Source organism: Humibacter albus DSM 18994, assembly GCF_000421825.1.
Taxonomy (GTDB): domain Bacteria; phylum Actinomycetota; class Actinomycetes; order Actinomycetales; family Microbacteriaceae; genus Humibacter; species Humibacter albus.
This window is the reverse complement of the sequence record NZ_ATXT01000018.1, coordinates 151,630-172,950: the sequence shown is the minus strand read 5'-3', so window position 1 is coordinate 172,950 and position 21,321 is coordinate 151,630. Positions and strand designations below refer to the sequence as shown.

At 69.3% G+C, this 21,321-nt stretch carries 14 protein-coding genes and 1 pseudogene; 9 read left to right on the top strand and 6 right to left on the bottom strand.

The window, feature by feature from the left end; translation table 11 throughout:
* Nucleotides 1-21 precede the first annotated feature (21 nt).
* The 6 genes and pseudogenes from H623_RS20395 to H623_RS0115330 all read left to right on the top strand — a co-directional run bounded on the left by H623_RS20395 (nucleotide 22) and on the right by H623_RS0115330 (nucleotide 8,717).
* The gene (locus tag H623_RS20395; RefSeq protein ID WP_051143289.1) at nucleotides 22-1,026 is read left to right on the top strand and encodes an AAA family ATPase; all 1,005 of its coding nucleotides are present in this window, start codon (nucleotides 22-24) and stop codon (nucleotides 1,024-1,026) included.
* Nucleotides 1,023-2,366: a DUF58 domain-containing protein gene (locus H623_RS0115345; protein WP_022901810.1), complete on the top strand. Its 1,344-nt coding sequence runs from the start codon at nucleotides 1,023-1,025 to the stop codon at nucleotides 2,364-2,366. The genes H623_RS20395 and H623_RS0115345 overlap by 4 nt, the downstream gene beginning before the upstream one ends.
* Nucleotides 2,363-4,666: a transglutaminaseTgpA domain-containing protein gene (locus tag H623_RS0115340; protein WP_022901809.1), complete on the top strand. Its 2,304-nt coding sequence runs from the start codon at nucleotides 2,363-2,365 to the stop codon at nucleotides 4,664-4,666. Before H623_RS0115345 ends, H623_RS0115340 begins: the two co-directional genes overlap by 4 nt.
* A 1-nt stretch (nucleotide 4,667) precedes the next feature.
* Nucleotides 4,668-4,733: pseudogene (locus tag H623_RS22390) on the top strand (zinc-ribbon domain-containing protein); the annotation flags it as partial.
* Nucleotides 4,734-5,015: 282 nt separating this feature from the next.
* On the top strand, nucleotides 5,016-5,582 hold the full coding sequence (locus tag H623_RS22090; RefSeq protein ID WP_022901808.1) for an FHA domain-containing protein: 567 nt from the start codon (nucleotides 5,016-5,018) through the stop codon (nucleotides 5,580-5,582).
* Nucleotides 5,583-5,681: 99 nt separating this feature from the next.
* Nucleotides 5,682-8,717, top strand: coding sequence for an FtsK/SpoIIIE domain-containing protein (locus tag H623_RS0115330; RefSeq protein ID WP_022901807.1), 3,036 nt, complete (start codon nucleotides 5,682-5,684; stop codon nucleotides 8,715-8,717).
* 252 nt (nucleotides 8,718-8,969) lie between these two features.
* Here the strand turns inward: H623_RS0115330 and ald are convergent, their stop codons facing one another.
* The gene (gene ald, locus H623_RS0115325) at nucleotides 8,970-10,085 is read right to left on the bottom strand and encodes an alanine dehydrogenase (protein ID WP_022901806.1); all 1,116 of its coding nucleotides are present in this window, start codon (nucleotides 10,083-10,085) and stop codon (nucleotides 8,970-8,972) included.
* An 85-nt stretch (nucleotides 10,086-10,170) separates the two neighbouring features.
* A complete protein-coding gene (locus tag H623_RS0115320; RefSeq protein WP_022901805.1) occupies nucleotides 10,171-11,193 on the bottom strand; it encodes an asparaginase in 1,023 nt (340 codons plus the stop codon).
* Between the two features lie 204 nt (nucleotides 11,194-11,397).
* Between H623_RS0115320 and H623_RS0115315 the strand changes: the two genes are divergently transcribed.
* Nucleotides 11,398-11,868, top strand: coding sequence for an OsmC family protein (locus H623_RS0115315; RefSeq protein ID WP_026940423.1), 471 nt, complete (start codon nucleotides 11,398-11,400; stop codon nucleotides 11,866-11,868).
* A gap of 70 nt (nucleotides 11,869-11,938) precedes the next feature.
* On the opposite strand, the gene H623_RS20385 is transcribed toward H623_RS0115315, so the two are convergent.
* From H623_RS20385 to H623_RS0115300, 3 genes are all read right to left on the bottom strand, one after another.
* Nucleotides 11,939-12,640, bottom strand: coding sequence for a lysophospholipid acyltransferase family protein (locus tag H623_RS20385; protein WP_022901803.1), 702 nt, complete (start codon nucleotides 12,638-12,640; stop codon nucleotides 11,939-11,941).
* Nucleotides 12,641-12,857: 217 nt separating this feature from the next.
* A complete protein-coding gene (locus tag H623_RS20380; protein WP_022901802.1) occupies nucleotides 12,858-13,787 on the bottom strand; it encodes a hypothetical protein in 930 nt (309 codons plus the stop codon).
* 14 nt (nucleotides 13,788-13,801) lie between these two features.
* Nucleotides 13,802-15,136, bottom strand: coding sequence for an aminotransferase class III-fold pyridoxal phosphate-dependent enzyme (locus H623_RS0115300; protein ID WP_022901801.1), 1,335 nt, complete (start codon nucleotides 15,134-15,136; stop codon nucleotides 13,802-13,804).
* 121 nt (nucleotides 15,137-15,257) lie between these two features.
* Between H623_RS0115300 and H623_RS0115295 the strand changes: the two genes are divergently transcribed.
* Together H623_RS0115295 and dxr are read left to right on the top strand one after the other, a co-directional pair.
* A complete protein-coding gene (locus tag H623_RS0115295; protein ID WP_022901800.1) occupies nucleotides 15,258-16,337 on the top strand; it encodes an FKBP-type peptidyl-prolyl cis-trans isomerase in 1,080 nt (359 codons plus the stop codon).
* Between the two features lie 61 nt (nucleotides 16,338-16,398).
* Entirely contained in the window at nucleotides 16,399-17,481 is a 1,083-nt protein-coding gene (dxr, locus tag H623_RS0115290) for a 1-deoxy-D-xylulose-5-phosphate reductoisomerase (RefSeq protein ID WP_022901799.1), read from the top strand.
* A 36-nt stretch (nucleotides 17,482-17,517) separates the two neighbouring features.
* On the opposite strand, the gene H623_RS20375 is transcribed toward dxr, so the two are convergent.
* Nucleotides 17,518-21,219 carry a DUF7927 domain-containing protein gene (locus H623_RS20375; RefSeq protein WP_022901798.1) on the bottom strand — a complete coding sequence of 1,234 codons (3,702 nt, stop codon included), beginning with the start codon at nucleotides 21,217-21,219 and terminating at the stop codon, nucleotides 17,518-17,520.
* Nucleotides 21,220-21,321: the final 102 nt, after the last annotated feature.

Sequence of the window (21,321 nt, the reverse complement as noted above, 5' to 3'; positions counted from 1 at the left end):
CCGAGAAGAGAGACCGAAACCATGACGGACGCCCCCACCGCGACGACCCAGCATTCCCCGCTCACCGATGACCAGGCATCCTGGTTCCAGAGCACCGTCGACGCCATCGTGTCGAACGTGGAACGGGTGCTGCTCGGCAAGACGCACGTCGTGCGCCTGGCGGTGACGGCGCTGCTCAGCGAGGGACATCTGCTGCTGGAGGACGTGCCGGGCACCGGCAAGACGTCGCTCGCCCGGGCGCTCGCCGAGTCGATCTCGGGAACGAGCAGTCGCATCCAATTCACCCCGGATCTGCTGCCCGGCGACATCACGGGCGTGGGCGTCTACGACCAGCGTGCAGGCGACTTCGAGTTCCACCAGGGTCCGGTCTTCGCGAACGTGGTGCTCGCCGACGAGATCAACAGGGCGAGCCCGAAGACGCAGTCCGCGCTGCTCGAGGTGATGGAGGAGCGCCAGGTCAGCGTCGACGGCGTCTCCCACACGCTGGCGGCGCCGTTCATGGTGATCGCCACGCAGAACCCGGTCGAGCAGGCCGGCACGTACCGCCTGCCCGAGGCGCAGCTCGACAGGTTCATCATGAAGACCTCGATCGGGTATCCCGACCACACCTCGATGGTGCGCATTCTCGAGGGCGCGGACCACGCAGCGCACGAAACGGTGCTCCCGACGGTCGTGATGGGCGACATGGTGACGACCATGTCGAAGCTGGCCCGCTCGGTGCACGTCGACCCGACGATCAACGACTACGTCTCGCGACTGGTGGATGCCACCCGTCACGCAGACGAGGTGCGTCTCGGCGTGAGCGTGCGCGGCGGGCTCGCACTCATCCGCACTGCCAAGACCTACGCGGCCGGGCTGGGGCGCACCTACGTCGTACCGGACGATGTGAAGACGCTCGCCGAACCCGTGCTGGCCCACCGCATCGTGCTGGACCCCGAAGCGGAGTTCGACGGCGTCACCGCGTCGAGTGTCGTGGCGAACGTCGTGCTCGAGACGCCGCCGCCACTCGACGGGACCGCGGTGTGAGCCTCGACGGACACTCCGGCAACACCGGAGTCGACAACGCGCGCACGCGGCTGGTCGGCGCTCGCGAGGACAAGCTCGCGGATGCCGTCGTCGGCCTCGTGCGGGCCTGGCGTGCGTTCGCCGCGTGGTGCGTTCGCGCATGGCGGGGGATCACGCAGGTCACGACCGTCGTCGGCGTGTGCGTCGGCGCGCTGACCGTCGGCGCGCTGCTCACCGGTTACCTGGCCGGCTGGATGGAGGCCGTCGTGTTCGGCTGGGCGGGCGTGGCGCTGTTCGTCGTCGCCATGCTCTACCTGCTCGGCTCGGTCGCCTATGTCGCTCGCGTGCACCTGCCGAATCCTCGCGTCGTCGTCGGCTCCTCCGCTCCCGTGGACGTCGTCGTGTCCAATCCGACTCGCCGCGGCCTGCTCGCCGCGCGCGTCGAGGTGCCCGTCGGCGATGGTGTCGCCGAATTCGCCGTCCCGGGGCTGAAGCCCGGCACCGAGTTCCGCGACGTGTTCCTCGTGCCCGGCGCACGCCGCGGGGTCGTGACGATCGGACCGGTGCGATCCGTGCGCGCCGACCCGGTGGGACTGATGCGGCGCGAGACGGACTGGCAGCAGACCGTTGAGCTGTTCGTGCATCCGCAGACCGTTGCGCTCGCGGGCATGAGCACAGGACTCGTGCGCGACCTCGAGGGCAGCGCGACGCACGACCTCACCACCAGCGACATGTCGTTCCACGCGCTGCGTGAATACGCGGTCGGCGACGAGCGGAGGCACATTCACTGGCGCAGCACGGCGAAGACCGGCGCGTTCATGGTGCGGCAGTACGAGCAGACCCGGCGCAGCAACCTCCTCGTCGCGCTGTCGCTCGCCGAGACGGACTTCGCGTCGGACGAGGAGTTCGAGCTGGCGGTGAGCGCGGCCGCCTCACTCGGGGTGCGTGCGGTCCGTGAGGATCGCTCCGTGTCCTTCGTGGTGAGCGAGCGCACCCCGGAATTCGCGAAGGCGCCGGTCTTCGACGTGCGCGCCCTCGACTCCGTCACCCCGACCCGCCTGCTCGACGCCTTGTGCCGGGTCGATCGCGTGCCGTCGGCGCTGCGGCTGCCGGACGTGGCGCGCGTCTCCGCCGACCGCACGCCCGACGTGTCCATCGCGTACCTCGTCTGCGGATCCACGGTCACGACCGCTCAGCTGCGCAATGCGGCGTCCTCGTTCCACCCGGGCGTCGAGGTCGTGGCGGTGCGCTGCATGCCCGGCGATCGGCCCGGCCTGCGTCGGGTCGGCGAGGTGAGCATCCTCACGATCGGTTTTCTCGACGACCTGCGCTCCAGCCTGGCGAAGTCGAGGGCGGCATGAATCGGCGCGATCGCACGTTCCACGTGATCGGCGGGGTGTACGCGACGGTGCTCATGGCCTGCGCGGCGGCAGCATTCTGGCCGGTGTATGGCGGCACCGCCTTCGTCGTGATGCTCGCCGGTGCGGTGCTCGCGGGCGTGGCCGTGGCCGTCTGCGGCGCGATCTGGCGCTGGTCCTCCCTCGTCACGTCTCTCGTGTCGGCCGGCGTGTTCGTCGCTCTCGGCGTGCCGCTCGCCGTGCCCGGCGAAGCGCTCTGGCGGGTTCTGCCCACCGCGTCGGGCCTCATCGACCTCGTCACCTCGGTTGCGCTCGGCTGGCGACAACTGGTCACCATCGCAGTACCGGTGGGGTCATACCAGGCGCTCCTCGTTCCGGCATACCTGCTCACCTTCGCCGGAACCGTCGTCACCGTCACCGTCGCTCTGCGCACCAGGATGCCCGAGCTCGCCCTGATCCCGCCGCTCGCGGTGTTCGCCTTCGCGATCCTGCTCGGCCCGGACACGGCCGCGACCCCGCTGCCGCTCACCGTAGCGCTGGCGGGACTCAGCGTCGGCTGGCTGGTGTGGATGCGCCGCCGTCGGCGCGTCTCCCGACTCGTCGCGCTTGCCAGCGAGCACGCCGACGGCGTGCGCGGGAGCGAGCGCTCGTTGGCCGCCGCACGCTCGACGGCGATCGCCGCAGGAGCTGTGGTGCTTGCGCTCGCCGCTGCGGTCGGCGTCTCCGCCGCGCTGGTGCCGGCATCGGCGCGCACGGTCGCGCGCACGGCGGCGACGCCACCGTTCGATCCGCGCGACTACCCGAGCCCGCTCTCCGGATTCCGCTCCTACCTCAAGCCCGCCAAGGCGCACGACCCGATGTTCACGGTTCGCGACGTCGGCAATCTGAAACGCATCCGCATCGCCACACTCGATGCCTACGACGGCGTCGTCTACTCGGTGGGAACGGAGCCCGGCGACTCCGGTGCGTTCGCACGCATCCCGGACCGACTGCCCGGTGACGGTGGGACCGCTCAGACCGTCGACGTCACGATCGACGGCCTCGACGGCCCGTGGCTGCCCACCTTCGGGCCCCTCGAGCACATCTCGTTCGGGAGCGGTTCGGCGTCGCTCTCCGCCGGCTTCTACTACAACGCCACGACGGGGACGATGGCCGACGTCTCGGCGCTCCAACCCGGCGACTCGTATCGCATCACCGCCGTCGCGACCCCGTCGAAGACGTTCTCGCAGTTGGCGAAGGAACGGCCGGGGGATGCCTCGCAGCCGGCCATCGAGGTCATGCCCGATGACCTCGCCGACGCCCTGCACACCTTCGAAGGCGATGCCTCGACGCCCGGAGCGAAGCTGTCGTCGGCGCTGAAGCGACTCGCCGAGACGGGCTACATCAGCCACGGCATCGGCAATGAGGTGAAGAGCCTGTCGGGGCACGGTGCCGATCGCATCGACGCGCTGCTCACCGAGGAGCCGATGGTCGGCGACCAGGAACAGTACGCGGTGACCGCGGCGCTCATGGCGCGCAAGCTCGGGTTTCCGGCCCGCGTGGTGCTCGGCTTCGACGTTCCGCAGGACGCCACCGGCGACGTGACCATCACCGGGTCGGACGTGAGCGCCTGGATCCAGGTGCAGACGGCGTCCGACGGCTGGGTCGACGTCGACCCGAATCCGCAGGTGCGGCCGATCCCCGAGAAGAAGCCCGACGAGCCCAAGAAGATCTCACGCCCGCAGTCGGTGGTGCAGCCGCCGAACGACGAATCGGATGCCGACCAGGCTCCGCCGCCGCAATCTCACCTGGCTCAGCAACGTGACGCGCAGCTGCCGGCGTGGCTGAGCATCCTGCTGGCGATCGCGACGATCGTCGGCTGGAGCCTGCTCGTGCTCGCTCTGCTGTGTTCGCCGTTCCTGGCGGTGATCGCCGCGAAGTGGCGTCGCCGGCGAGCCCGACGCTCACCCCGCATTCTGCCCAGGGGAAGGATCGCCGGGGCATGGCACGAATTCGCCGATGCCGCCGTGGACCACGGATACTCGCCGCCGCCCTCGGCGACCAGGAACGAGGTCGCGCAGACGGTCGGGGGACCGCGGCCGGGCCTTCTGGCGACGGTCGCCGACAGATCGGCGTTCGGGCTCGCGGAGCCCACGGATCGCGACGCCGATCAAGTCTGGCGGGCCGTCGACGAGCTTCGCCGTGACCTCGACGGGCGCACGACGCGATGGGGCCGCCTGCGCGCCCGCATCTCACTTCGTTCGCTCGGCGGCTACCGTGGAAGTGCACACGGGAAGGGCACGGTGCTGAGAGGGGGATCCTGACTTGAACTGCGCGACGTGTGGAGCAGTCCTGCCCGAGGGGGCGATGTTCTGCGGCAATTGCGGCCGAGCGGTGAACGCTGCGCCGATCCCCGCCACCCGGGTCGCCGATCCCCGGCCCTCCGACACGACAGTGCTGAGGCCCGGTTCCCATTGGACACGGGCACGAGACGCCGCGTCGCTGGTCGTGGGACTTGCGGCGCCGGAGAGCGCGGAGACGGGCCACGCGGGCTCTGCCGACGGGGGTCCTGCCGACGCGGGTCCTGGCGGCAGAGAGCCCGCCGACACCGAAGCCGCTGACGCCCGAGCCGCAAATGCCGGGTCCGCGAACGCGGCGACTGACCCCTCCGGCGTGGAAGTGCGCATCACAGGTGTTCCCGTCAGTGAGACGCCGGTCACCGACGTTCCCGCCACCGAGGTACCGCTGACCGAAGTGCCACTGACCGGCCTTCCGTCGGTCGGCGTGCCTTCTCCTGATCATCCACTGCAGGGCGGCTCACCACGGTCGGTGAGCGCCGCATCGGCACGCGCCGAGGCGCGGACTGGGGCCACCGAGGAACGGTTTCCGACGATGCCGCGGCCGATCATCCCGCCCGTTCCCTACGTGCTGTCGTTCTCCACGGGGGAGCGCGTCGTCGTCGTCGGAACAGGTCTTCTCGGACGCCGTCCGTTCACCCAGCCGGGCGAGCGGTTCGATCAGCTCGTCTCGATCGCCGACTACGAGCGGTCGGTGTCGAAGACGCACCTCGAGTTCGGGCTGGAGGACGATCAGCTCTGGATCTGTGACCGATACTCGGCCAACGGCACCGTGATCATCCCTCGCGCGGGCGGTCCACACCGCTGCGAACCGGGCCGGCGATACCGTGTGCCCCGCGGCGGGCGGGTCGAGATCGGCGATCACTGGTTCGACGTGCGCTGACGTTTCCACTTCTCGCCCCCAGGAGCGTCACTCGACGAGGTTCTGCACCGATTCCTGTTCGCGGCGTCCGCACGGACTCGGTGCGGCTGAACTGGGGCGATGCCCGATGCACAGCCCCTTTCCGGCGCGGTTTCCGACGAAGCGCTGAGCCTTCCGAGGAGCCCGTCGCCGCCCGCTCGCACGCCGTTCCCCCTCCTGGCCGTGCTCGCACCGCTTCTCGGCGCCGGCGTGCTGTACCTCGTCACACGTTCGCCACTCATGCTCGCCTTCGCTGCGCTGAGCCCGGTGATCGCTGTTGCGAGCGCGGTCGACGGCCGCATCTCGGCACGTCGCCGTCGGCGAAGGGATGCTCGTGCCTACGACGCAGCCGCGGCCGAGTTCCTCGAGAGGGTCGCCGCCGCGCATCAGCGGGAGCGGGCGGCGCTCGACGCGCGACTGCCGACCGCCTCTCGCATCCTCTCCGACACGTCGTTGCGTCCACGACGGTGGGCATCGCCCGGTGACGCGTTCGTGCCCGTGCGCCTGGGGTCCGGGCTGAGACGCAGCGCACTCTCGGTCTCCGGCGCCCAGGAGACCGAGCGGGAGCGCGAGCTCCATGCGGTGGCGCGGACCCTGCGCGAAGCGCCTGTGGCGATCGACCCGAGCCTCGGAATCGGCGTCGTCGGTCCACTGCCGGTTGCCCGGGCGATGGTGCGCGGCATGGCGGTACAGCTCGCGCACGCGCATTCGCCTGGCATCCTGGCGATCGCCGCGCCGCCCGGTGACGACTACGACTGGTTGGATGACTACCCGCATGCCGCGGTAGCGGACCGTGAGGGCTTGCGTCTGCGTGTCATCGACGATGGCGCGAACCTGCGCGCCGACGGAACAGAGCCGGAAGACGTGCACACGGCCTCGCGGCAGGGCGAGACGAGCGGCGTTCTCCATGCGGTTCTGGCCGTCGCCGAGCACGTCGACGATCTCCCCGCCGGATGCCGCATCGTCGTGCGGGCCACGGCTTCAGGGGTATCCGACGTGCTGGCTGCGCCGCATGACGCGATGGAGGTGGGCGCGAGCCTGCATGCCGAACTCATCACAGCACAATCGGCGGCGGCCTTCGGGCGGGACCTCGCCCGAGCCGCGCTCTCCAGGGGAGTCGCGGCAGCACGCGCACTGCCGGAACACGTCGACTTCGACGAGCTCGGGCGCGGGGAGCTGCAGACGAACATGTCAGCAGGGCACGGCGGGATCGATCGGCCGGGGCTCTCGGCGACCGTCGGCGTGAGTTCCGCAGGTCCCCTGACACTCGACCTCGTGGCATCCGGGCCGCACGCCATCGTGACAGGCACGACGGGAAGCGGAAAGAGCGAACTCCTCCTCTCGTGGGCTTTGGCCATGGCGTCGGGCAGGCGACCAGACGAGATCGCTCTTCTCCTGGTCGACTTCAAAGGAGGTACGGCCTTCCGACGGCTCTCGGCCCTTCCCCACACGGTCGGCATCGTCACAGACCTGGCCCACGGCGAGGCCGATAGGGCGCTGAAGAGCCTCCGTGCAGAATTGCGCAGACGCGAGGCCGTGCTGTCAGAACTCGGCGTCGGCGACATTCGGGACGCGGGCGCACGCCTCCCTCGCCTCGTCATCGTTGTCGACGAGGCGGCGGCCATGTTGGCGGCCTTCCCCGACCTCGCACCGCTCTTGTCCGATATCGCGGCGCGCGGGCGCGCCCTCGGCGTGCACCTCGTGCTCGGCACGCAGCGCGCCACCGGCGTGTTCGGGGACGCCCTCCTGGCGAACTGCGCGCTGCGGCTCTCACTCCGGCTCGCCGCCGCAAGTGACAGCACGTCGCTGCTCGGAACGGATGCCGCGGCGCGGCTCCCGCACTCGGTGCCCGGTCGGTTCGTCGTGCAGTGCGACGGGCGGCTGTTCACAGCACAGGCGGCCACGACGCGTGCCCGCGACGTCGAACGGGTGGCAGCCGCTTACGCTACCGCCCCCCGACCGCCTGCGCCATGGCTCCCCGCGCTCCCGTCGCGCATTCCGCTCGACGCCTTCGGACCGGCGCCGGGTGGAGGAGTGGTCATCGGAGCCCTGGACGACCCGGATCGGCAGGCGCAGGAAGGCATCGTCTTCCGCCCGCAACGGTCGCACCTGCTCGTGCTCGGCGTGCGCGGGTCGGGACGCACCTCCGCCCTGCGTGCCGTGCTGACGCAGTGGCACGCAGAGAAGATCGTCGTGCCGCCAGACGTTGAGGGAGCGTGGGATGCGCTCGAGGCGGCGGGCGAGCGCGCGCACGAGAAGAGCACGCCATGCCTGGTGGCGGTCGACGACGTCGATGCTCTGGTGGCGCGCTTCGATGACGATCATCGCGACGCCGTGCTGGAACGGCTGCGATCTCTTCTGGTCGACGGTCCCCGAGCGTCGATCGCCGTCGTGTGCTCGGCGGTCAGCCTCCCCACCGGACTGCGGCCGGTGGCCGCGCAATTCGGGGAACGTCTGCTGTTGCGCCACGCGGATCGTCAGGAGCACGTTCTGGCCGGTGCGCCTGCCGAGCTCTTCGAAGCGGACGCGCCGCCCGGCCGCGGTGTCTGGCACGGCCGGGCGGCGCAGGTCGTCTTCATCGAACCGTCGTCATCCGATGAAATCGACCGAGCGGAACACGGCGAGAAACGCCCGAACGCGTATGTCACAGGGGGAGAGCAGTCGCCTCCCGCCCTCTCCTTCTCGAGCGGCTCGGTGACGGCCGTCGTCTCCGTTTCGCCCGCGCGAACCATCCGGCGGTTGCGTGAAGCATGCCCTGGCCTGGAAGTCATCGACCTGGAGTCCGGTGTGAAGAGCTACGGAGACGACCCGCTGCGCCGTCTCGACCCCGGCGCTGTGGCGGAGCGGGGGGCGAGTCCGGATGATCCCGGCGACGGCGACATCGCGATCCGCTCTGGAGGCGCAGCTCTCGTCGGTGGTGCCGACGCCTGGCAAACGCACTGGGCGCTGTTGAACCGGCTGCGCGGCCGCTCCCGCATCGTGTTCGACGGATGTGCACCGGCACAGGTGCGCGCCGTTCTACGCTCGCGCGTCGTGCCGCCGCCCGTCGTTCTCGGGCACCTGCTGACCTGCGACCCTTCCGGCGTCTTCGGACGGGCGAGCATGCCCGAACCGTGAAGCAGGAATGCCCGCTTCACGCCCGCCGGTCCGTCGCGCCGCCCCCGTGCGCCAACACGCCGGGTCACGCCGCGCGAAGTCACGCCGCTGGGGTCACGCCACCGGGTGAGGCCGCTGGGGTCACGCCACCCGGGTCACGCCACCCGGGTCACGCCACCCCGGGTCAGGCCGCGCGGTGTCACGCCGCCGGGTCAGGCGACCCGGCCTGGCGCCGACCCGGCCCGGCGGCGACTCTGACGCGCCACTGCCGTCTCAGGCGAGCACGTCTGCAAGGGACGACAGGGGCAAGCCGTTGGCCTCGGCCACCCCCTCGTTCGTGACCGAGCCGCCGACGACGTTGAGACCGAGGGACAGCGCGGCGTCGGCGCTCAGCGCCTCGCGCCAGCCGTGCCCCGCGATCGCTCTCGCGTAGGGCAGCGTCGCATTCGTGAGAGCGTGCGTGGAGGTGTGCGGAACGGCGCCCGGCATGTTGGCGACGCAGTAGAACACGGTGTCGTGCACCCGGAAGGTCGGTGCATCGTGCGTCGTGGGGTGCGAGTCCTCGAAGCAGCCGCCCTGGTCGACGGCGATGTCGACGAGCACGCTTCCGGGATGCATGCGCGCCACCATGTCGTTGCGCACCAGCTTCGGGGCCTTCGCACCCGGAACCAGCACCGACCCCACCACGAGGTCCGCGTCGAGCACCGCGCGTTCCACCTCGAACGCGGTCGACGCGATCGTCTTGATGCGTCCCGCGTAGTGAGCGTCGAGCTCGCGCAGCCGCGCCACGTTGGTGTCGAGCACGGTGACGTCCGCACCGAGGCCGACGGCGACGGAAGCGGCGTTCGTTCCCGCGACGCCGCCGCCGAGCACAACGACCTTGGCCGGATAGGTTCCCGGCACTCCAGGCACGAGAAGCCCGGAACCGCCCTGCGGCTTGAGCAAGGCGTTCGCTCCGACGATCGGCGCGAGCCGCCCCGCGACCTCGCTCATCGGCGCCAGCAGCGGAAGAGACCGGTCCGCCTTCTGCACGGTCTCATACGCGATGGCGGTCACACCGGACTCCACAAGAGCGCGAGTCAGACCGGGCTCCGCGGCGAGGTGAAGGTAGGCGAAGAGCACCAGACCGTCGCGGAAATACCCGAACTCCTGCTCGATCGGCTCCTTCACCTTCAGCAGCAGCTCCGCGACGGACCAGGTCGCTTCGGCATCCTGCTCCAGGATCGCACCCGCGTCGGCATAGGCGGAATCCGGAATGGACGACCCCTCGCCCGCACCGCGCTCCACGTGCACCTCGTGGCCGTTGGCCACCAGGTCGTGCACTCCCGCCGGCGTGATGGCCACCCGGTACTCGTTGTTCTTGATCTCGCGGGGAATGGAGATTCTCATCGTTGTCCGTTCTCTTGCATCGCGGGCCTCGTGAGCCCGGTCGCGGTCGCCGTCGACCGCGAAGTCTTGTCTCGGTGCCGCCTCGTCAGACGACCGGCCGCAGCCTGCCGACCTCGGCACCGCCGCCGGTCACGACCGCACCCATGCGGTCCATGGCCAGTGCACCCGTGTCGGGCGCCACCGCACCGACCGACATCAGAAGACCGAGAGCGGCCACACGCGCCGCCGGAACACTGCCGCCGAGCACCTTCACGGCGACCGTCGTGCCGTCGGACGCGCTCATGGTCATCGCGCCGTCCGCTCCGGCCTTCGCATACCCGCCGATCGTCTCCATCAGCACCGTGTCCGGCCTGCCGCGGCCGGAGATGGCCCACGCGTTCTCGCGCGCACATCGGTACACCGTGGCGGCGGTGCGGTACAGCGCGAACGGCGATTGCTGCGCAGACATGGCCATCCGCTGCACGCCGCGCGCGAGACCGGCCAGCGTGATGGCGAAGACGGGAGCGCCGCATCCGTCGACGGCGACATGCGAGACCTTCTCGCCGGTGAGCCGCTCGACGACGTCCTTCACGTGCTGTTGAAGCGGATGCTGCGGGTCGATGTAGTCGCGGATGCTCCAGCCGCTCGCCACGCACGCCGCCAGCATGCCCGCGTGCTTGCCTGAGCACTCCATGTAGACGGGAGCGGGGGTTCCGCCAGAGCGCAACACCTCGGCGCTCGCGTCGACGTCGGCAGGGAGTGCCGGAGGGCACAACAGCGCGTCTTCACTCAGCCCGGCCCTGGCGAGCACCTCGCGCACCACCGCCACGTGCTCAGCGGTGCCGGCGTGACTCGCCGTGGCGATGGCGATCTGCACGTCATCGAGCTGGGCACCTGCCCCGAGGGAGGCGATCGCCTGAAACGGCTTCAGGGTCGAACGGGGGAGGACCACCGCATCGGGCTCACCGAGCGAAGTGAGACGCTCGCCGTCGGGGTTCAGCACCACGGCCGAACCGATGTGGCGGTTCTCGACGAATCCGTTGCGATCGGAGACGGCCAACTCGACAGCGTGGACGGCCTCGAAAGTGCCGGTCGTGGACATCCGTGGAACACGCACCGAATCGCTCATGGTGATCCTGAGTCTAACGAGCACACCGAGCATTCCGCCGTCGCCGGCCGCGGACGATCCGTCGCGTCCTTCGTGTCGGTTCGGCGGACTGTGCGGCACCTCGTCATTCCCGTGAGGCTGCGGGATCGGGCAGAGTGGAGGGCGAACGTCACGCACGACGAGCCACACGCAGACGAGTCACACACAGACATCCGGGAGCCCGACATGAACGTCGATCACCACTACGCGCTATCCCTCGAATGGACAGGGAACCGCGGAACGGGCACGAGTGGATATCGCGACTACGGGCGCGACCACGTCGTGCGCGCCGAAGGCAACCCGCCCATCGAGGGCTCCAGCGACCGCGCGTTCTTCGGCGACGCCGAGCGCTGGAATCCGGAGGAGCTCCTCATCGCCGCGCTCGCGCAGTGCCACCTGCTTAGCTATCTGCACGTCGCTCAGCGGCACGGCGTGGTCGTGACCGCCTACGAGGACGAGCCGACCGGAACGATGACAGCGTCCTCGGACGGTTCAGGGCACTTCACGGCCGTCACGCTGCGGCCGCACGTGACCGTGAGCGACGCGTCTCAGCTCGAGACGGCGCAGCAACTGCACGCCGAGGCGTCCCGGCTGTGCTTCATCGCCGCCTCGGTCAACTTCCCCGTTGGGCACGAACCGACGGCGGAAGCCGAGTAGACGGCGCGCTGCGGGGCCGGTCCTTGGGCGCCGGAACGCGGCCTCACTCCCTAGGCGCCGGAACTCGACGTCACTCCGCGGGTGCCTCGTTGTAGACGCCGGCCTCGGACTGCCCGGTGAGCCGCTGGATCTCGGTCATGATGGCATCCGTCGCCGCACGCCGCGCCTTGCCGCTGGTGGCCGCCCCGAACACGGAGACGTCGATCGGCTCGCCGAACGCGACGGTGACGCGGGCGAGCCTCGGCAGGCGCCTGCCCACCGGCTGCAGCCGCTCCGTGCCGACCAGGCCCACCGGAACCACGGGAGCGCCCGTGGTCAGCGCGAGCCACGCGACGCCCGTGCGTCCGCGGTAGAGACGGCCGTCACGGGAACGCGTGCCTTCCGGATAGAGCGCGAACGCCTGGCCCGCCTCCAGGATGCCCTTGCTGATCTCGAGCGCGTCCTGGGAGTCGCGTCCGGCACCGCGTTTGACCCCGACGGCGCCGATGGCGGCGAAGAACGAGCGCTTCACCCAGCCCGCGAGTCCCGTTCCCTCGAAGTAGTGCGACTTGGCGAGGAATTGGATGCGTCGGGGCGCCACGACCGGGATCACCACGCTGTCGATGAACGACAGATGGTTGCTCGCCAGGATGACGGCGCCCGACTTGGGCACGTTGCGGCGACCGACGACGCGCGGCCGGTAGAGCAAGCGCGCGACTGGAATCATGACGGCGCGGGCGAGCCCGTAGAACGTCCCGGTGTGCGGCTGCGCCGGCGCGGGCTCGGCGCACACGGCGCCCCCATCCGCCGTCGGAGCCGCGGTACGAGCCGCCGTCGCAGAGCTCGGCGCGGGCTCTTGTGCGCGCGCCCGTGAGGGCGCATGGGTAGGTCGGAGGACCGTCGGGCTGATCGTGCGCGAGTGCTCCGGCCGCGACAGTGTGGTCATGAGGCGACCCTACGTGCGCTCATATTCCCGCCGTGGCATGGCATCCGGCGCGGTGAAAGGCTCGCTACAGACCCGTGCGCGGGTCGATGAAGCACCTCGACCCGCCTTTCAGGTTCAGGCATGAGGGGTACTGGAGGGGGAACGGTTTGCTCAGAGGAGACCCGAACCAGTCGTTGTAGAGGCGCCAGAAGTTGAGGTTGCCGAACGTCGAGCAGGACGTCGTCGTGTCGGGATCGCGCACGGTGCCGGGCGACGGCTGATAGGGCGTGTAGTTGTACAGGTTCGCGGTGGCCTGGTTGCGGATGTGCACGACGCTCGAACCGCAGGCGGCGTTCGGATGGTACTGAATGCGAACCTCGCCGACGTGATACCGCCACGAGCTTCCGCCCACCGTGTACTCGCGGAACTGCCAGGCGGCGTTGTAGAGCTGATTGAAGAACCCGAAGTAGGCGGCGTCGCAATCGGCCGTGTCGGGGCATCCGTATCCGGTGGCCTTCTGATACCCGGATGCGCTCGGGTGCGTGAGCAGGGACTGCTCCTTCTGCAGCAGTACGAGCAGCACCTTCGGGCTGATGCGGCACGCCTGGGCGACCTTCACGATGATGGCGCTCGCCCGTTCAGACCGCGCGCCGTGGTAGGCGGCGCAGTGCGCGTACTGCATCGGCTCGTCCGGCGTGTTCTGGCGATAGTCGGTCAGGCAGGGCGAACCGTCGCCGGAACTGCACGGCCGCGACGCGAGGAAGCGCTGCACCTGCGACCCCGTCATGGTGTCCGGATCGTAGAACGCGGCGTCGCTGATGATCAGCCCAGGTCGGAACGCGGTGCGCGGTGCCGTCTCGACCTGTGACGGCCGCGGCACGGTGAGAACAGCGATCAACAGGACGAGGGCGGCGAGCACGGCAGCGGCCACGATCGCGAGGTCGGCCGGTGGCCTCTGCCGCAGTGGCGCAGCGATCCGCGCCGGCCAGCGGCCACGTGGGTACGACCCGCTCACGCCGGCAGCGCCGCTCAGGCGGACTGCGCCGCCAGCGCCACCTCGATCACGCTCGCGGCGTCATCGATCAGCTCCTCGCTGATGATCGGCGACGGGAGGAATCGCAGCACGCTGTCCCAGCTGCCGGAGTCGAGCACGATGACGCCGTTGCTGGTGGCATGACGGATGACCGCGGTGAGTGCATCCGGGTTCGGCTTGCGTGTTCCCGGCACGACGAGTTCGACGCCCCACATCGCACCCTTGCCGCGCACCTCGCCGACGGCGGCGAACCGCTCGGCCCAGTCGCCGATCCGCGCCCGCAGTGCGCGTTCGACGCGCTGCGCCTCCGCGATGAGGTTCTCGTTCTCGATCACGTCCATCGTGGCGAGCGCGGCCGCCGTGGTCACCGGGTTCCCGCCGAACGTGCCGCCGATGCCGCCCGGCTGTACGGCATCCATGATCTCGGCGCGGCCGGTGACCGCCGCGAGCGGGAAGCCGCCCGCGATGCCCTTGGCGCTGGTCACGAGGTCGGGCACGACGCCGAAGTGCTCGATGGAGTACCACGCGCCGGTGCGGGCCATGCCCGCCTGGATCTCGTCGGCGACGAAGACGATGCCGTTGTCACGGCAGTACTCCGCGATGCGGTTCAGGTACCCGTCGGCCGGGATGACGATGCCGCCGTCACCCTGGATCGGCTCGGCGAAGAACGCGGCGATCTCGCTCGCGCCGATGTGCGTCTCGATGTAGTCGATGGTGCGGGCGGCGGCCTCCTCGCCGCTCAGGCCGTCCTTGAAGGGGTAGCTGCCTGGCACGCTGTACAGCTCGCCCGGGAACGGGCCCATGCCCACGCGCTCCGGCCACGGGCGGTACGTCATCGCCATGGTGAGGTTCGTGCGGCCGTGGAACGCGTGCTCGAGCGAGACGATGGCGCGGCGACCGGTGTGCTTGCGCGCGATCTTGACCGCGTTCTCCACGGCCTCGGCGCCGGAGTTCACCAGGATGGAGTGCTTCTCGAAGTCGCCGGGGGTGAGCTGTGCGAGCCGCTCCGCAACGCGAACGTAGTTCTCGTAGGGCGTCACCGTGAAGAGCGTGTGCGTGAGCTTGTTCGCCTGCTCGAACGCGGCGGCGGCCACGGCCGGGTGCGCGTGCCCAATGGTCGTCACTCCGATGCCGCAGCCGAGGTCGATGAGGCGGTTGCCGTCCACGTCGACGAGAATCGCGCCCGACGCGTGGTCCATGTAGATGTTCGCGAGAGTGCCGGCTCCTCGAGAGACGGATGCCTCGCGGCGCTTCTGCAGTTCCACGGACTTCGGTCCGGGGAGGGGGGTCACGACGGCACGGCTCTGCGGCACTGTGAATTCGCGAGGCATGCCACCATCGTAGGCGGACCGGCTGGGCGAACGATGCCACGAACGATGCCACCGTCGGCACGGGACATCCGCGCGGAATCGTCGGAACGAACATCCCGGCTCCCAGCGTCGACAGAGGCGCGTGGTGCACACTGGGTCGTCCCCCTTTCGCGTCACCTTCGGCGATGCGTTCCTCACGAACGAACCAGAAAGCCACGCTGTGCGCCTGAAGCTCCCCGTCGTCCTCGCTGTGTCCGCTGCCGCCGCTCTGCTGTTGTCCGGCTGCGCGGCGAGTTCCGCGTCAGGGAGCACCGCGACCCCGTCGGCGTCCGCGAAGTCCGCTTCCGCGAAGTGCGCCGCGCCGAAGTCGGGCAGCGTGTCGAGCGCGGTGAAGGTGACCGGCGACAAGGGCGCGGAGCCGAAGGTCACGTTCCACACGCCCCTGAAGGCCGACGGCACGCAGCGCAGCTATGTGACGAAGGGCGACGGCGAGAAGGCGGCGAACGGCACCACCGTCGACGCGGCGCTCGTGGTGTACAACGGCCGCACCGGCAAGAAGCTCACGAGCAACGGCTACGGCAGCTCCTCGGCGGCCATTCCGGTCACCGTGGGCGACAGCTCGATGATCCCGGGTCTCACGGATGCCGTCGAGTGCGCCCCGGTCGGCTCGCGTCTCGTGACGACCTCCACCGCGAAGCAGGCATGGGGCGGAGCCGATCCCTCCAGCGTCGGGAGCCTGAAGAGCTCCGACACCGTGATCTTCGTCGTCGACATCCTCGACGTCGTCCCGTCGAAGGCCGACGGCACGCCGCAGCCCGCGCAGGCCGGTTTCCCGACAGTGAAGCTGGCGGCCAGCGGCAAGCCAACGGTGACCATCCCGAAGGGCCTGGCGAAGCCGACCGAGACCAAGGTCGAGGTGCTCAAGAAGGGCAGCGGCGAGAAGGTCGCCGACGGCGACGAGGTCACCGTGCAGTATCAGGGTGTCAACTGGCGCACCGGCAAGGTCTTCGACCAGAGTTGGGGCCGGGGCCTCACCACCTTCTCCACCTCGCAGGTCGTCGCAGGGTTCAGCAAGGCACTGGTCGGTCAGAGCGTGGGCTCCCAGGTCGTCGCCGTCATCCCGCCGGCCGACGGATACGGAACCTCGGGCAACTCGAGCGCCGGCATCAAGGGCACGGACACCCTCGTGTTCGTGATCGACATCGTCAAGACCCAGCGCTGACCCGTCGAGACCGTCCGGCCACGCCGGATCGGGCTGCATTCCGTCTCGATACGATGAGCGGATGCGCAGGGTACTGATTCTCGGATCCACAGGCTCGATCGGAACCCAGGCCCTCGACGTCATCAGGGCGAACCCCGAGCGTTTCCGGGTCGTCGGACTCACTGCGGGCACCGACCGCGACGCGCTGGCCTCGCAGGCCGAGGAGTTCGGCGTGCGCCACACCGCGCTCGGAGCCGATGATGCGGAGCGGCTCGTTCACGACGTCGAAGCCGACGTGGTGCTGAACGGCATCACCGGTTCGGTCGGCCTGGGCCCGACACTCGCCGCACTCGAGACCGGCACCACGCTGGCGCTCGCGAACAAGGAGTCGCTCATCGTGGGCGGAGAGCTGGTCGCGACGTTGGCGAAACCGGGGCAGATCGTGCCGGTCGACTCCGAGCACTCGGCGATCGCCCAGGCGCTTCGCTCGGGGGAGCGTGGTGAGGTGCGCAGGCTCGTCGTGACGGCATCCGGTGGTCCTTTCCGCGGGCTCACCCGCGAGCAGCTCACCGAGGTGACGCCGCAGCAGGCTCTCGCGCACCCCACCTGGAACATGGGGCTCGTGGTCACGACGAACTCGGCGACCCTTGTCAACAAGGGCCTCGAGGTGATCGAAGCCCACCTCTTGTTCGGCGTGCCGTACGAGCGCATCGACGTGGTGGTGCATCCGCAGTCGATCGTGCACTCGATGGTGGAATTCGTCGACGGCTCGACGATCGCGCAGGCGTCGCCGCCTGACATGCGGTTGCCGATCTCGCTCGGCCTCGACTGGCCGCGGCGCGTCGCCGGCGTCGGCGTTCCGCTTGACTTCACCTCCATGCAGCAGTGGACGTTCGAGCCCGTCGACACGGATGCCTTCCCCGCCCTCGCACTGGCCAAGCGCGTCGGCGTCGCCGGACGCACGTACCCAGCAGTGTTCAACGCCGCCAACGAGCAGGCAGTCGCCGCCTTCCACGCCGGCCGCCTCGGGTTCCTCGGCATCGTCGACACGATCGAGCGTGTCGTCGACGAACACGAGCCGGGCGTCGTGCGAGACCGTGCTGCACTCGCCGAGGCGGAGCGCTGGGCGCGCGAACGGGCGGACGCGCTCATCGCCGGAAACTGAGTCGACCGGTGCTGTCGCGTGCCGCGTCGCCGTCGTTCAGGCGCGGCGGCGTCGGCGCGCGGCCAACGCCAGGGCGACCGCGCCGGCGATCAGCGCGAGGAGGCCACCGGCCGCGATGGGCCACACGTTCGAGCCGGTGCCCGGAAGAGACGGCTGGGCCGGTGCGGGCGTCGAAGGCGGAGTCGGCGTGGGCGTCGGGCCCGGTGGCGTCACCACGATCTCGGCGGTCGCCGCGCACGCGACGTTGTCTGTGCTCTGTGGACAGTTCCCGCCCGTGTCGTCGGGCGTGACCGCCACGTTGTGGAGTGTGCCGGCCGCGGCATCGTCATCGATCGTGATCGAGAACGTGACGAGGACCGTCTCACCCGCGGCAAGCGGCCCGGTCCAGTAGAGAATCCCCGTTCTGCTGTCGAAAACCGCACCGTTCGTCGCGTCATCGTTGAACGTCGCGCTTTGGAGTATGCGGCTGAGGTCGTCGCTCAGCGATGCGGGTTGCTGAGCCGTGAACGGAACACTGCTGAAGTTGGTGATGGAGATCGAATACGTGACGACGTCGCCCGGTTGCGCGGTCTCGGGATCGACGCCCTTCATCACTGTGAAGTAGGCGAGCGGCACCTCGGAGGTGCACGAAGCGTTCGGAGCGCACGATCCGCCGGTCTCCGCGTCTGCGCTGACGGTGTTCGTGAGCATGTTGTCACCCTGCCGGTCACCGCGAGCGGTGACGCTGTAGGTGATGACGATCGGCGTGCCCACCGTCGGCTGCAGATGCCACGTCAGCACCCCGTCTTCGTACGTGGCCGCCGGCGAGGCGTCACCGTTGTACGTCGCGTCGTCGAGCACCCCGGTCAGATCGTCAGTGACGACGGCGGATGCCGACGTGAAGCTGGCCCGAAGCGCGTTCACGGTCAGCGTGTAAGTGACGGTGTCGCCGGCGTGCACTGTCGATGGCGATGCCGACTTGCTCACCGTGAACGCCGGTATGAGAACCGTGACGGAGCATCCGGGTTCCGCGCCGGTGGCGCAGTTGCCATCGGGCGGAGTCGTGACGGTGTTGGTCATGGTGCCGTCACCGGATGCCGGCGCGTTCACGTGAACCGTGTAGCTGACGGAGACGCTGTCGTGCGTGGGAACCGCGCCGTCCCAGGTGAGAACGCCGGTGGATGCGTCGAAGGTGGCACCCGCGGGCACCCCCGTCAACGTGGCATCGTCGAGCACGCCGCTGAGATCGTCGGAGAATGTCGCGGGCATGTCGGTCGTGAAGTCCTCCGCACCGATGTTCGACACCGTCACCGTGTAGGTCACGGACTGCCCGAGCTCAGCGACGCTCGAGGAGGCCGTCTTCGCGACGCTGTAGGCGAGCACCGGGACGCTCGTGGCGCACGCAGCGGCGGTGACGCACGAGCCGGGATCCGTCGTCGTGACGGTGTTGACCAGGTGACCCGTTGCGCCGGTTGGAACCGGGCTGTCGACAGTGACGGTATACGTGAAGTGAAGCGTCTCACCGACAGTGAGCTCGCCTGACCAGCTCACGATTCCGTTCGCGAAGGTCAGCGGGGCCGCCGCGATCACGTTCGACGCGTCGTTCAGCACGCCGCTGAGATCGTCGGTGAACGAGGCGAGGCCGGCGCTTTCGTCGAAGTCCACGTTCCCCGTGTTCGTGACGGACACCGTGTAGGTCACAGTATCGCCGGGCACGGCCGTTCCGTTGCCCTGCGGCGTGCTCACGGTCTTGGAGACCTTGAAGGCCTTCAACGGGGCGACGGTGACGGGGACGTCCACGGTGCAGTCGGCGTTGGTCGTGCCGTCAGGGCAGTTTCCCCCGGAGTCGGGCGGGGTGACGACGCTGTTGTGCAGACCGACGCCTACGGCATCGGCGGCGATGCCGGTCGCGGTGAAGGTGACGGTCTCCGTTGCTCCCGGCTCGAGGGTTCCCGACCAGTTGGCGGTCGAACCGTCGATCACCAGTCCACCGGTCGCGGACCCGGTGTCGATCGTCGCGTACTGCATGATCTGGCTGAGGTCGTCGGTGAACGACGCGTTCGTCGCGACGTGTCCCGTGTTCGTCACGGTGAAGGAGAACACCACAGCACCGTCGACGGACGCAGGGGAGGGGGCCGCGCTCTTCACGACGGTGAAACTGGACACCGGGATGTCGGTGGTGCAGACCCCGGTCGGGTCACAGGATCCATTGGTTCCGGGCGTGACGGAATTGATGACGCGCCCGTTGATGCCGTCGGGGAGCGGGTTTTTGACCGTCACGGAGTAGGTGACCCTCGTCGTCTCTCCGATGTCGAGGGGACCCTGCCACGAGAGCGTCGCCGTGCTCGCGTTCCAGGTGGCACCGTTGGTCGCGTCGTCATTGAACGTCGCTCCGTCGACCACGTCGGAAAGATCGTCGGTGAACGATGCCGGCGACGACGCGGTGAAATCGGTGTTGCCCACGTTGGTCACGGTCACCGTGTACTTCACGGTGTCTCCGGGGTGCACGACGGTGGGTGTCGACGTCTTGGAGACCGTGAAGGCCGGGCGGGGCTGGACCGCGCACGACTCCGCGGAACTCGTGTCGTTGCCCGGAACGTCGTCTTCCTCGTTCCCGATCACGGTCGCCGTGTTGGTGATGCATCCGGCGGCGTTCGCCGCCGCGGTCGCGCTGACCGTGACGGTGGTGGAAGCTCCGTGCGCGAGGGCGCCGAGCACGCAGACCAGGACGTGGTCCTGCACGCTGCAGCCCGCAGTCGGCGACGTGGCCGTCGTGATGCCCTCCGGCAGCGGGTCGCGGATCGTGAACCCACTGCTGTCGATCGTGCTGTGGTTGGTGACTGTCAAGGTGTAGGTGAACTGGCCGCCCGGAGCGAAATAGGGGTCGGCGGTCTTCTCGATGCCGAGGTCGACGGGATCGCCTGGGTAGTCCGTGCCGTCGTTGTTGTTGCTGGCGGCGAGTCCCGAAAGGCTGGACACGAGGGCGAAGGTCGGGTCGGCCGAGGCCGGATTCGTGACGCTGAGCTGATAGACGTTTCCATTGGCGTTGCTCAGCAGCCCGATGTTGTCATTCCCGTAGCGCCACTGCGCGCCGTACGAGACATTGCGGGGAATGAGCGTGCCGAGGAAGAACTGCTGCACTCCTCCGTCGTTCGGGTCGATGCGATAGATCGACGCGCTCACGCCGGACGGCGCCCAGACTCCCCAGATGTAACCGTCTTTCCACAGGATGTCCGAGACGTTGGGCACCTGGGTCTTCAGCGTGATGGTCCTTGCCGAATATTCGCCGTTCCTAGAAGGCGATGCCATGTCGATGGCGTAGAGCCTGTCGTTGAGACTGGAAGCGCGAATGTAGAAGGTGTCAGCGGTGCTGCCCGAGCCGAACGTGCCTTGGTTGTAGTGCGCCATTCCGATGTTCGCTACCGCCCCGAGGCTCTGTACGCCGCCGTTGCGGCCGATGCGAAGGAGCTGGTTCGTCTGGCTCGCCTGCCGATTCTCCATCGCGTAGATGTAGTGGTCCGACGCACGGAAGCCGATCGCGTTGTACGGAATGGATGACGCCGAGCCGATGGCGGTGAAGCCGATGGTGCCGGCGGTCTGCCGGCCCTGATACAGCTGAGTCGGCTGATGCTGACTCAGGTAGATCGCCGCCGCTCCGGACGGGAACGGGTCGCCAGCCGCGGCGTTCGCCGCCTGCGGACCCGAGACTGGGGCGAACGCGCAGACCAGCGCGGCCACGAGCGCGGCGACGGCGAGCATTGAGCCGTGCCGCCGTGCACGGAGACGTCGTCCGCCATGGCGTTGTCTCACGACGCCGGATGAATCGGTACTCCGCACCACGCGCATCCCCCAGATCGCGTC